Here is a 12,623-nt window from a genome sequence, read left to right as displayed (position 1 = left end):
TGCTTTGGGAGAGATGTAGCGAAACCCATGCCAGTTTCGAGCTTACCCGTAGGTCGGATTAGGCAAAGCCGTAATCCGACAATCAGGCCTGACGGATACGGCGGCTGGCCCGGCGGCAGGGCTACCTTTTCTTTGGAAAAAGAACTCGCTGCGCTCAAACACCTTTTTCCGGCAGAAAAGGTATCCCCACCCCCGAGCCGATTCTTACGGGAGCGGTATTCTCTCGGTGCTGGAGCCATGAAACGTAGGTTGGATTAGCCAAAGGCGTAATCCAACAAAATTCTTATAAAAGCGGGGTCAGACCCCAATTGATCAGGCCTGAATCAGCCGAACAGGCCCCGGATAGCGCCCGACCACCTCGTCAGAAGTAAGCAGCAAGAAGCCTTCGGTCTCTGCCTGGGCGACCAGAATGCGATCGAAGGAATCTTTATGGATATCTGGAAGGTGGCTAACGGCAAGTGTGTGCTGCGACGATATAGGCAACTCCAGATAACCGTTGTCCATAAGGCCGCGCCTCAGCAGATGTGGATCAACGTGAAAATCGGTTCGGCCCAGGCCATTCTTGATAATCACTTCCCAGAGACTGGCTGCGCTGAAATAAAGCCGGTTATTCTCACTGCTGATCAGGGTTGCCGCCTCCAGCGGAAGCTTATCCGGCTCGGCCGCTGCACATAGCAGAATATGAGTGTCCAGAAGCAGGTTCATGTCAGCCTCCGAACATTTCAACGATATCGTCCTGGCCTATCCGGTCGAAATCGTCCGGCACTGTGAATTCCCCAGCCATGAAGCCAATCCTTTTCTGCTGGCTTTCCTCGGGAGAATCGAAAGCCGTTACCCGGGCAACCGGCTTTCCCGCTTTGGCGATGATGAAGGCTTCGCCCCTGGCAGCCCGGGCAACGAGTTGCGATAGGCGGGTTTTCGCTTCGTGCATGTTGACGGATTCCATAGTGGCCTCTTTAACTTAGTCTGTTTAGCTTAGTTTACCAGCTGGCAAGTTGGTTGAGCTACTATGGTTCCTGGGGTTAGATCCCGGTACACCGCAATTACTGTGGTGGCTGGCCCGGCGGCAGGGCTACCTTTTCTTTGGAAAAAGAACTCGCTTCGCTCAGACACCTTTTTCTGGCAGAAAAGGCGCCCCCACCCCCGGACCGATCAGACCTCTGAGGTCTGCCAGTAGGTCGGATTAGCCAAAGGCGTAATCCGACAAAGCAACGCAACAGAAAATCCCAAAACGAAACAGCCGGGCTCCAGGCCCGGCTGTTTCGTTCGTTTACTTCAGATCGATATTTAACCCTGCAACAACTGCAACACCTGCTGCGGCCTTGCATTCGCTTGGGCCAGTACCGAGAGGCCGGCCTGTTGGAGGACCTGGGTGCGGGCGAGTTCAGCAGTCTCCGCTGCAAAATCCGCATCGCGGATCCGGCTATTGGATGCCGACAGGTTCTCCGAGGTGGTTGCCAGATTTGCAATGGTGGACTCGAAGCGGTTCTGTACGGCGCCGAGTTCGGCGCGGAAGCCGTTGATCTTGTCGAAGGCGTAGTCAACCGCGACCATGGCATCTTCGGCGCCTTCGCGCGTTGAGATGTCCAGATTGTTGACTGCTACAGTATCGTTTGCGGCCGTTACGTTGTATTCAACGTCAATTCTCTGGGCATTGGTTTCATCAAAGATATCGGTACTGGCGATAGTGATGTCATAGTCTTCGCCAAATTGGGCCGAAAATATAACTTCATCATTATCGGAGTTGAGATTTGCGCGTACGCCGGTCTCAACCGTTCTGGCGTTTACCTGTGCCACAATATCATTCAGAGAGGTTGCGTCCTCAACAGTGAAATCAACGCCGTTGATCTCTATGTCAAAGGTGCCTGTATTTCCGGCACTGAAATAGTCCACCAGCGAAAGCTCTTCTGAGGCAGCCGGTATAATGTTGTCATTATCGGTGAATTGGTTTGTGCCATCGCCGAAAGCGGCGTCGACTTCGATTTGCTCATTCCTGGCGTTGGAAAAAACCAGAGCATTTCGTTGCACATCCCCTGAAACTGTAACGCCCCGTAATTGTGTAGCCCCGCCTTCGATTGCGGCGTCGATCTTGCCTTGTATGTTCGCCGCAACATCTTCAATGTCGTCAAATTGAACGCCGGTGTCCGGAGTAACATCGACAGCGCCACCACCAGCTACGTCAATCGTTACAAGATTCGTGCTGGTGCCGTCGATAAATAACGGATAAGACAGGCCACTCTCATCAAGAGGGTCTAGTGTTTGTGTCACCGGCTCATAACCAGCCAGGGCATTACCAAGGTTGTCTGTTTCGCGCATCACTGAACCAATCTGGCTACCCCGCGAATCCAGCCCGCTAACCCCGATGGTTTCGCCAGCGTTAGCTCCCACCTGAAACGTCTGCTCCCCGAAAGTACCGTCGAGTACCTTGAGACCGTTAAAAGAGGTCTGGCTTGCGATTCGATTGATTTCCTGGATCCGCTGCTGGACCTCCTGGTTCAGTGCCTGGCGATCAGAAGTGCTGTTGGTGGCGTTGGCAGACTGCACTGAGAGTTCACGAATCCGCTGCAGGTTGGAGGTGACCTCATCCAAAGCGCCTTCTGCGGTCTGGGCCAGTGAAATGCCATCGTTGGCATTACGCTGCGCCATGTTAAGGCCGGAGATCTGTGATTCGAATCGCGTCGAGATAGCCAGACCGGCGGCGTCGTCTTTCGCCGAGTTAATCCGCAGACCCGAAGAAAGACGTTCCAGGGCCTGATTGGCTTCTCCCTGGGACGCATTCAAGTTCCGCTGGGCGTTAAGCGACGCAATGTTGGTGTTAATGACCTGAGGCATATCTTTTCTCCCTGCTCAGAGATGCCGGTAACCCGGTGCCCGATCAAAAAGGACGCCTTGCCGGCCGAAGTTTGTTTAATTGCCGTTTTGCAGAGGGCGAAGCGAAGTACGTGCCAGTTTTATTTATATTTAACCAACCATTTGTTTTTAAAAGTTTTAATAAGGCTGAGGCGAGCTGGTGGGGCTTTTCGATGACAGTTTGTTGGCAGCGAAAAAAGGAAGGCAGTTGCCGCTTTTACATTCTCTTACAAATTCCGGCTATATTTTTTCTAAAGGAAGCGACACGGGCGCCGTTAAGCATTGCAACAGGGAGGCGTCACCAACTGAAGCAGGCGCCAGACCTTTTCCATAAAAGTACGACATCTGTCGAAGGAGAAGTATTATGGCTCTTGGTATCAATACGAACGTCGCCTCACTGGCTGCTCAGAATCAACTGAGTAAGTCTCAGGGTATGAACGATCAGGCTCTGGAGCGGCTTTCTTCGGGTCTGCGTATCAACTCTGCCAAAGACGACGCCGCCGGTCTGGCGATTTCAACTCGGTTTTCCGCACAGATCAGCGGCTCTAACGTTGCTCAGCGAAACGCCAACGACGGTATCTCCTTCGCGCAAACCGCAGAGGGCGCACTGGGTGAAATCACCAACGCCCTGTCACGGATTCGTGACCTGGCGGTTCAGTCTGCCAACGACACCAACTCCGCTTCTGACCGTGAGGCCCTGAACCAGGAAACTCAGGCACTGATTGACGAAGTTAACCGGATTGGCTCGGCTACCCAGTTTAACGGCCAGAACGTTATCGACGGCACGCTGGATGAGCTGGTTTTCCAGGTGGGTGCAAACGCCGGACAGACTATCAATGTTGCCGGCGTCGACGCTCGTGGATCCCAGTTGGGTAGTGAAGTGTTTGAAGGTCTGGAAGGGGTTGCCCAGAGTGCCATTGGTACTCTGGCCACAGCTAACGATCTGACTGTTAATGGTCAGGCTGTCGACTTTACCGGAGTGACCAGCAGCGCAGATCTGGCGGATGCGATCAATGAGCTCAGCTCTGCTTCCGGTGTTACGGCGACGCTTAACGATACAACAACCGCCGACTTGGGGGCGCTAACTGCACCAACAGACGGTGATACATTGACGGTCAATGGAACTGAAATCGTTCTGGCCGCCTCAGATACCGTTGATACGATTGCTGATAAGCTCAACCAAGTTAGTGATCAGACTGGTGTCACCGCTGTCTCTGATGGCACCAACCTCTCGCTGGTAGACGATGCCGGGGAAAGCATTGAGACTGCAGTGGCGGGCACCTCTGCCGCTTTCGGTAACCTTGCTGTCAATAGTTCAGAAACCTTCGACGCCGGTATTGATCTGAGTACTGATGTGGGTGGGTCCATCACCTTGGGTGGTACTGACGGTGCTAGCGAAATCACAGACGTGTTTGGTGCTACCGGCACCCTTACCACTGAAGCTGATGTCCTGAACGACGTTAATGTTCTGACCCGCGAAAGTGCTTCGGCGGCCATCAACACCGTCGACAAGGCACTGGACGACATCAACGGTATCCGGGCAGAACTCGGTGCGGTGCAGTCACGGTTCGAGTCCACTATCTCTAACCTGGCGTCCACCACTGAAAACCTCAGCGCCGCCAACAGCCGAATCCTGGACGCAGACTTCGCGGCAGAAACCGCGAACCTGGCCAAGTCCCAGGTACTGCAACAGGCCGGTATCTCCGTACTGGCACAGGCCAACGCGCGGCCTCAGCAGGTTCTGTCCCTCCTGCAGTAATCGGGGCATAGCGGTACAAGCCGGGGCTTTCGGGCTCCGGTTTAGCGCCGTTTGAGGATAGCGAGGTAAAGCTATGAATGACGTTAACCTGAACAGCCCGGGTCTGAAGCTGATTCGTTCCAGTGAGCAGGCTCCGGTTAGGGCAATGTCGTCATCTCAGGCCGAGGGCAGGAATGCCTCAGCCCAGGTTGCACCGTCATCAGTTGGCCGTGCGGACCGTGTTCAGTCTCCTACCCAGGCCCAGGAGCCTTCGAAAGCCGAGCGGCTTGAGAAGCGCAACGAAGTCCAGCGGGAGCAACTGGATGACGCGGTGTCGCAACTGAACGATTTTGTTCAGACCGTCCAGCGGGATCTGCAGTTTGAAGTGGATAATGATCTGGGGCAGACGATCGTGAAGGTGGTTGATCAGTCTACCCGGGAAGTTATCCGGCAGATTCCGGATGAGGTTGCATTGAGGTTGGCAGAGAACTTGCAGCAGGATGAACCGCTGACGTTGTTTAACATCAAGGTGTGAAGGCTTGCCGCTTTTATAGCTGATGCGAATGACGGGATTTCAGCACCGCCGCACCTGAGAGGGGCCGGCGGTGTTCTGCGTTTTGGGTAAGTAAGATTTTCAGTTACCCGGTGTTACAAAAAAGGTGGGAGAAAAGGCAAAGTTTTGCCGCCTTTTGCCGTTAAACGGGTTAGTAGCGAATTTCGCTCCCTTGAGGAGGCAGGGTTATGTCAATTTCATCATTGGGCGTCGGTTCCGGGGTTCTTACTTCTGATCTCGTGGATCAGTTGGTTGCTGCCGAGCGCAAGCCAACAGAAAACCGCCTGACCCAGAAGACTGAGCGGACAGAGGCGCTCCTCTCAGCCTATGGCAAGCTCAGAAGTGCGGTAACCGAGCTGCGCCTGCCCATGCGCCAGCTCAGCTCGCCGGATAACCTGAAGGCATTCTCTGCGTCCTCGTCCAACGAGGGAATCGGCGTGTCCGTCGACAGCACCAAGGCTAGCCGTGGTACCTACAGTGTGGAGGTGACCAGCCTGGCCAGCGCGCAGGCGCTCGCTTCCAACGATGTGTTTGACGATCGTGATTCGACCAGTGTGGGGCAAGGCACTCTGACGCTGAATGTCGGGGACAAGATAACCAATGTCACCATCGATAGCAGCAACGATACCCTTCAGGGCCTGGCGAATGCCATCAATGACTCTGATGCGGGTGTCTCTGCCGGTGTTATTGATACCGGCAACGGGTTTCAGCTGGTTCTCTCCGCTGATGAAACGGGAACGGCCAATGCTGTCAGTATTTCGGTATCCGGTGATACCGGTGGCACTGATACCGATGGTCAGGGCCTCTCCCGCTTTGCCTTTAATACCGGGATGGATGCCGGTGCAGGCCTGCAGGAGACAATTGCCGCCACCGACGCGGTGATGAATATTAACGGGGTAGAGATAACACGCTCTACCAACAGTTTTGAGAACGTCATCGATGGCCTGACGTTCGATATCACGGCTACCGGCACCTCTACCATCAAGGTGGAACAGGATTTAGGGGCTGTTGCCGATCGGGTTCAGGGATTTGTTGACAAGTTCAACTCTCTGCAGTCAACGATCGATAGTCTCGCCGGTTTTAATGCCGAAGCCGGTAGGGGTAGTTTGCTTACCGGTGACAGCACGATCCGTGGCATCCAGAACCAGTTGCGCCAGATACTGACCCGAGTTGTTCCCGGGCTTGAGAATTCCGGTGTTCGCAGCCTCGCGGATGTCGGGATCACCACCAATTTTGAAACCGGTGGGCTGGAGTTTGACCGGGCGGCGTTTGAGGAGAAGCTCAAGAGTAATCCTGATGATGTTACCGCGCTGTTTGCGGAGCAGGGCCGTGCGACGGACAGTCAGGTAGAGTTTGTTCGTAGTAGCTCCGCGACTCAGCCGGGTACCTATGAGATCAACGTGACACAGGCGGCTTCCCAGGGAAACCTTCTTGCCAATAGCGCCCTGGCCGATGGAATCGTGATTGATGGCAGTAATGACGAACTGGCATTCCGGGTTAACGGTGAGACCTCTGTAAGCCTTCAGCTGACCCAGCAAACCTATACATCCGCCCAGGATCTGGTGGATGAGATCCAGTCCCAGCTGAACAGCAATAATGCTCTCAGTGCTGCGGGCACATCGGTCAAGGCCGAGCTTGATGTGAACGGCAATCTGAGTTTCACCTCGTCAAAGTACGGGAGTGACTCCGCAGTTTCTCTGACGTCTGCCGAGAATGCAGCCACCTTTGGTCTGGACGCGGTTACCAATACCGCAGGTGTTGATGTTGCTGGCACAATTGGTGGCCAGACGGCTGAAGGTGACGGGCAGGTTCTGTTCCTCGGCAGCGGGAACGGCGACGCTTCGGGGCTGCAGGCCCGGATTCTCGGGGATGCGACAGGCAATCGGGGATCCATTACCTTCATCGAGGGTGTTGCCGAGCGCACCGTTAACCTGGTGTCCGGTTTCGTGGGCGCCGATGGAGCGCTTGAGTCCAGGACTGAGAGCCTGAACCGGGACCTGGAGCAGATCCAGGAAAACCGGGTCCGGCTGGAAGAGCGGATCGAGTCCTATCGCGAACGCCTGGTCAGCCAGTTTTCAGCTGCGGACTCGTTAATATCCCAACTGAACAGTACCCGGGACTACGTCACCCAGCAGCTTGCTGCATTGGCGCCGCAGAATAATCGCAATAATAACTGATAATTATTGCTTGAAGAGCGAATAACGAGGTCACATATGAACGGTTTACAGGCTTACCAGCGCGTCAATACCCAGACCAGCATCACCGATGCAGATCCCCACAAGCTGATCCATCTGCTCTATAACGGAGCCCTCGAGCGCATCAACATGGCCAAGGCGCGGATGCAGGCGAAGGACTTCGAAGGCAAGGGCAAGCTGATCTCCAAGGCAGTTGAAATCATCGGTGGCCTGCGCGGCTTCCTGGATTTCGAAAAAGGCGGTGAGCTGGCCGTGCGCCTGGAGTCGCTCTACGACTACATGGAACGCACCCTATTTGAGGCCAATGCAAAGAACGACGTTGCCAGGCTTGACGAAGTGGCAGACCTGCTGCGTTCCATCAAGGAAGGCTGGGACGGCATCCGCGCAGAGGCGACTTCGCTGCAACAGCAGGCGGTGTGATTGCGCCCCGTTATCCGGTTTCCGGTATTGATTGCCGGACGGTTTTGGCAGTGCTCACAAAGTTTCATGCGCCTGCTGCCCTGGCAGGCGAGCACAATGTTCAGAAGGCCATGACGTTTGCTATCCCCGATGTCTGGCTCTGGGCCTACGACGGTGATGGTGGCCGGCCGGAGGGCGAACTCCGTCAGATTTTCTATGGCAAGGCTGCCAGTGCATAGAAACCGGCTAGCCTCCTTTCCGCCCAATAGCCATTCCCCCCGCTGTCCCGTACAATACGCACCTTATTTTTGATACATCCATTCTGTTCAGTCTGGAGCAAGGGCATGTCTGATATTAAAAAGGTGGTTCTGGCCTATTCCGGTGGCCTGGATACCTCGGTAATCGTTCGTTGGTTGCAGGATACCTATGAGTGCGAGGTGGTAACCTTTACCGCCGACATCGGTCAGGGCGAGGAAGTGGCGCCGGCACGCACCAAGGCAGAGGCGCTGGGCGTCAAGGAAATCTACATTGAGGACCTGCGCGAGGAATTCGTGCGCGATTACGTGTTCCCGATGTTCCGCGCCAATACCATTTATGAAGGCGAGTACCTGCTGGGTACCTCCATCGCCCGCCCGCTGATCTCCCGTCGGCTGATCGAGATTGCCAATGAAACCGGCGCGGATGCGATTTCCCACGGTGCTACCGGCAAGGGTAACGACCAGGTGCGTTTCGAGCTGGGTGCCTACGCGCTGAAGCCCGGTGTGAAGGTGATTGCCCCCTGGCGCGAGTGGGACCTGAATTCCCGCGAGAAGCTGCTGGCCTACTGCGAGGAGCGCAATATTCCGGTGGAGATGAAGAAGGGCAAGTCGCCTTACTCCATGGACGCGAACCTGCTGCACATTTCCTATGAAGGCATGAACCTGGAAGATCCCTGGGCGGAAGCCGAGGAAGACATGTGGCGCTGGAGTGTGTCTCCGGAAGCCGCTCCGGAAACACCGACCTACATTGAGCTGACGTACAAACAGGGCGACATTGTGGCCATCGATGGCCAGGAGATGAAGCCTCACGTGGTGCTGGAAACTCTGAATAAGGTGGCGGGTGATAACGGTATTGGGCGCCTGGATATTGTCGAGAACCGTTACGTGGGCATGAAGTCCCGCGGCTGCTACGAGACGCCGGGCGGTACCGTGATGCTGCGCGCTCACCGTGCCATCGAGTCTATTACTCTGGACCGCGAAGTGGCGCACCTTAAGGACAGTATCATGCCGCGTTACGCGGAGGTGATTTACAACGGTTACTGGTGGTCCCCGGAGCGTGAGGCGCTGCAGGCGCTGATCGATCAGACCCAGACTTATGTGAATGGAACGGTGCGTCTGAAGCTCTATAAGGGCAATGTGGATGTGGTTGGGCGGAAGTCTGACGATTCGCTGTTTGATGAGAAGATTGCGACCTTCGAGGAAGATGAGGGGGCGTATGACCAGAAGGATGCGGAAGGCTTTATCAAGCTGAACGCTCTTCGGCTGCGGATTGCTGCCGGGAAAGGTCGCAAGCTTTGATCTATTGCCGGGCCTGATGGGCTCGGAGTTATCGCCAGGCAGGCACCGCTTTTCAGGACACGCTACGAGCACATCCATGTGCGCTTGACGTTGGCCATCCATGGCCAACGACAGTCCTGAAAAGCGGTGCCTGCCCGGCTCTTTGAAGAACACTATTGCCTACCAGATTCGCCATCCCTGGCGCTCCACGTTTCTGAAAGCCTGCACCGGCCTTGCTCGTTCTGGCCTGGGGTCGCGAGGGCGCTGAAAGGTCAAATTTCAGGCATTAAAAAAGCCAGCTAAGAAGCTGGCCTGAAAACAAGGAAAGAACGAAAGTGCCTGAAAAAATTCGTTAATTCTGCGGATTTTTTCCCCATTTGGCGGCGGAGGTACAACCCGGCTCCTCCGCCATGGGGGATACTGCTTAAATCCACAATTGCAGAATAGGTGTTTCGGGTGGGGGAGTCTGTTTGTGATGTGTGTCTTGGTGTTACGGAGTGTATATGCATAGGGGGGTGGGTTTGGCGGTAACTGGTTGTCGGATTACGCTTTGCTAATCCGACCTACCCCCGCCTACGCCCAGCCTCGCACCAACCCGTAGGTCGGATTAGGCGAAGCCGTAATCCGACAAATCACACCCCATGCCGAGCCCCTTACCACCCGTAGGTCGGATTAGCGAAGCGTAATCCGACAATCCAATTCACCCTTTCTCCGCAATCTCAGACGGAATCTCCGTAAACCAGCCTGTCCCATACTCATCGACCAGTCCATTGTCAGATGCGGTGCCGCTCCGGTCTTGGTATGCTTTGGCACCCTGTAAGATCAGAGTGCAACCAGAAGGGCACTGGCGTAGCGTTTTGTGCGTGGCCCGACGTGGACAATTATGGAAAGTGAGAACACACCATGCCTTCTTTTGACATAGTTTCTGAAATCGACATGCATGAAGTCACCAATGCCGTGGATCAGGCCAAACGCGAGCTGGGCAACCGCTGGGACTTCAAGAACGTGGAAGCGGACATCGAGCTGGACGATAAGGGCATTACCATCAGTGCCGAGCAGGAGTTCCAGCTGGAGCAGCTGATGGACATGCTGCGAATGGCGTTTGCCAAGCGCAACATTGATACCCGCGCGCTTTCTGAGAATGGCGAGAGCAAGTCCGGCAAGCTGGTCAAGCAGCACCTGCAGCTTAAGCAGGGTATCGAGACCGACATGGCGAAGAAGATCGTGAAGATGATCAAGGATGGCAAGCTGAAGGTCCAGACCAGCATCGAAGGCGACAAGGTGCGGGTAAAAGGGAAGAAACGTGACGACCTGCAAACGGCGATCGCGCTACTGAAAGAAGCCGAGCTGGACGTCCCGCTGCAATTCAACAATTTCCGCGACTGACCCGGGGGCTGAACCATCTTATCCGGCACCAACCTGGCGCTGCTCAGGGAATCCGTTTACACCTATACCCGCTGGCAGGTTATTGCGCTTCTGTTTCTGGGTTTTTCGGCGGGCCTGCCGTTTCTTCTGGTGTTCTCCACCCTGAATGCGCGGCTGGCGGATGTCGGGGTGGAAACCGCCACCATCGGGTTTTTCAGCTGGCTGGGCATTACCTATTCGATCAAGGTGTTCTGGGCTCCGGTGGTGGACCGGGTGAAGCTGCCCATCCTCGACCGACTCCTTGGCAAGCGCCGTAGCTGGATATTACTGGCCCAGGCGGGCATCGCCACCGGTCTTTATCTGATGGCCCATGTGGACGCCACCGCTGCGCCGGAGATGATGGCGATCTGCGGCCTGCTGGTGGCTTTCTCTTCCGCCACCCAGGATGTGGCTATCGATGCCTACCGCATCGAGATTGCCGAAGAGCGGTTGCAGGCGGCATTGGCGGCGACCTATATATTCGGTTACCGCCTGGCGCTGCTGGTGGCCGGGGCAGGGGCTTTGTATCTGGCGGAATTCTGGTCCTGGCAAGTGTCCTACGAAGTGATGGCACTGCTTGTGGGTGTGGGCATGGCAACCGTTTTGATCGTGCGGGAACCGACAGTCAATCACTTCGCCGCCGCCCAGGACATTGCCGAAAAGATCCAGCATGAAGCCGGCAAACGAACCCATCTCAATCCCCGCCTGGCGCGCTTTATTGGCTGGTTCTACGCCGCGGTGGCCGGGCCGTTTCTGGATTTTTTCCGGCGCTACAAGGAACTGGCGATTCTGATCCTGGTGATGGTGGCGGTCTACCGTATATCGGACATCGCCATGGGCGTCATGGCCAACCCCTTTTACCTGGACTTTATGGGTTTCTCCAAAACCCAGGTGGCGGATGTCACCAAGATCTTCGGTTTCTTCATGACCATTGCCGGTTCTCTGGTGGGCGGCGTGCTGGTGGTGCGCTATGGTGTTCGCAAGATACTGCTCACCGGCGCCATCATGACAGCGGCCACCAATCTGCTGTTCGTGGTTCTGGCGCAGTACCCCCCGAACATCGCCACCCTGGCGCTGGTGGTCAGCGCCGATAACCTCAGCGGCGGCATCGCCAATGTGGCACTGATTGCCTGGTTGTCCAGCATGACCAGCGCAGCCTTTACCGCAACCCAGTATGCGCTGTTCAGTTCGCTGATGACCCTGCCGGGCAAGTTCATCGGCGGTTTCTCCGGCATCGTGGTGGCCGGCTTCGGTTACGGGGAGTTCTTCCTCGTGGCAGGGCTGATGGGCATACCCGCCATACTGTTAGCATGGTTCATGATCCGCAAGGGCGACCGCCTGGATGCCCTGGCGCCCCGTAACGAAGCTGCGGAGGACGAGTCCCGTAGGTCGGATCAGGCGAAGCCGTAATCCGACATTTTTTATAGCCTGATGGTTCGGGTGGTCGCCGCCGGGCCGATTCCGGCTTTGCGGGCGCTTCTGGTATTTGTCGGATTACGGCCTTTTGGGCCTAATCCGACCTACAACTTCCGAGGCCGATGGTTTTCCGTAGGTCGATGAGATGGTCTCCTCCCCTCCTAATCGGCGTCGCGATGCGCCAGGATAGGGAAGGAGATTTCCTATCAGACATGAGTGGGAGGAGACCATGACTAAGCTTACAACGATTGGTATTGATCTCGCAAAGAACACCTTTGTCCTTTACGGGCTGGGGCCGAAAGGCCAGTGCGGCTGGAAGCGCAAAGTGCGCCGCAGTCAATTGCTTGAGCAACTGGTGCGGTTAGAGCCCTGCACGGTCGCCATGGAGGCGTGTGGCAGTTCCCATTACTGGGCCCGCCAGATACAGGCATTGGGGCATGAGGTTGAGCTTTTGCCGCCACAACACGTCAAGGGGTATCTGCGGGGTCAGAAGAACGACTACAACGACGCCCAGGCCATTGCTGAGGCCTGCG

General features: G+C 55.8%; 12 protein-coding genes. 9 read left to right on the top strand and 3 right to left on the bottom strand.

All coding sequences use genetic code 11. The annotated features are described in order from the left end of the window. Positions 1 to 312: 312 nt before the first annotated feature. From DIT72_RS16385 to DIT72_RS16375, 3 genes are all read right to left on the bottom strand, one after another. Entirely contained in the window at positions 313 to 705 is a 393-nt protein-coding gene (locus tag DIT72_RS16385; RefSeq protein WP_135956325.1) for a type II toxin-antitoxin system VapC family toxin, read from the bottom strand. A 1-nt stretch (position 706) separates the two neighbouring features. Further along, the gene (locus tag DIT72_RS16380; protein ID WP_135956324.1) at positions 707 to 946 is read right to left on the bottom strand and encodes a type II toxin-antitoxin system Phd/YefM family antitoxin; all 240 of its coding nucleotides are present in this window, start codon (positions 944 to 946) and stop codon (positions 707 to 709) included. 341 nt (positions 947 to 1,287) lie between these two features. Beyond that, positions 1,288 to 2,832 carry a flagellin gene (locus tag DIT72_RS16375; protein WP_135956323.1) on the bottom strand — a complete coding sequence of 515 codons (1,545 nt, stop codon included), beginning with the start codon at positions 2,830 to 2,832 and terminating at the stop codon, positions 1,288 to 1,290. Positions 2,833 to 3,214: 382 nt separating this feature from the next. On the opposite strand from DIT72_RS16375, the gene DIT72_RS16370 reads away from it, so the two are divergent. The 9 genes from DIT72_RS16370 to DIT72_RS16335 all read left to right on the top strand — a co-directional run. Next, positions 3,215 to 4,609, top strand: a complete 1,395-nt coding sequence (locus DIT72_RS16370) for a flagellin N-terminal helical domain-containing protein (RefSeq protein ID WP_135956322.1) — start codon at positions 3,215 to 3,217, stop codon at positions 4,607 to 4,609. Between the two features lie 73 nt (positions 4,610 to 4,682). Next, complete coding sequence (locus DIT72_RS16365; RefSeq protein WP_135956321.1) at positions 4,683 to 5,123, top strand: flagellar protein FlaG; 441 nt, start codon at positions 4,683 to 4,685, stop codon at positions 5,121 to 5,123. Positions 5,124 to 5,329: 206 nt separating this feature from the next. Beyond that, positions 5,330 to 7,318 carry a flagellar filament capping protein FliD gene (gene fliD, locus DIT72_RS16360; protein WP_135956320.1) on the top strand — a complete coding sequence of 663 codons (1,989 nt, stop codon included), beginning with the start codon at positions 5,330 to 5,332 and terminating at the stop codon, positions 7,316 to 7,318. 36 nt (positions 7,319 to 7,354) lie between these two features. Then, on the top strand, positions 7,355 to 7,756 hold the full coding sequence (gene fliS / locus DIT72_RS16355) for a flagellar export chaperone FliS (RefSeq protein WP_135956319.1): 402 nt from the start codon (positions 7,355 to 7,357) through the stop codon (positions 7,754 to 7,756). A gap of 50 nt (positions 7,757 to 7,806) precedes the next feature. Beyond that, on the top strand, positions 7,807 to 7,974 hold the full coding sequence (locus DIT72_RS18305) for a hypothetical protein (RefSeq protein ID WP_168355078.1): 168 nt from the start codon (positions 7,807 to 7,809) through the stop codon (positions 7,972 to 7,974). Between the two features lie 105 nt (positions 7,975 to 8,079). Continuing rightward, on the top strand, positions 8,080 to 9,291 hold the full coding sequence (locus DIT72_RS16350) for an argininosuccinate synthase (RefSeq protein ID WP_135956318.1): 1,212 nt from the start codon (positions 8,080 to 8,082) through the stop codon (positions 9,289 to 9,291). Positions 9,292 to 10,173: 882 nt separating this feature from the next. Then, the gene (locus DIT72_RS16345) at positions 10,174 to 10,656 is read left to right on the top strand and encodes a YajQ family cyclic di-GMP-binding protein (protein ID WP_135956317.1); all 483 of its coding nucleotides are present in this window, start codon (positions 10,174 to 10,176) and stop codon (positions 10,654 to 10,656) included. A 15-nt stretch (positions 10,657 to 10,671) separates the two neighbouring features. Then, a complete protein-coding gene (locus DIT72_RS16340) occupies positions 10,672 to 12,084 on the top strand; it encodes an AmpG family muropeptide MFS transporter (RefSeq protein ID WP_407658000.1) in 1,413 nt (470 codons plus the stop codon). 235 nt (positions 12,085 to 12,319) lie between these two features. Continuing rightward, positions 12,320 to 12,623, top strand: a 304-nt coding sequence (locus DIT72_RS16335) for an IS110 family transposase (protein WP_135956315.1), incomplete at its 3' end; no start/stop codon positions are given.

The sequence above is a fragment of the Marinobacter orientalis genome (assembly GCF_004792665.1).
GTDB lineage: Bacteria > Pseudomonadota > Gammaproteobacteria > Pseudomonadales > Oleiphilaceae > Marinobacter > Marinobacter orientalis.
Note: the sequence above shows the minus strand (reverse complement) of the source record. Positions and strands in the feature narration are given on the sequence as shown.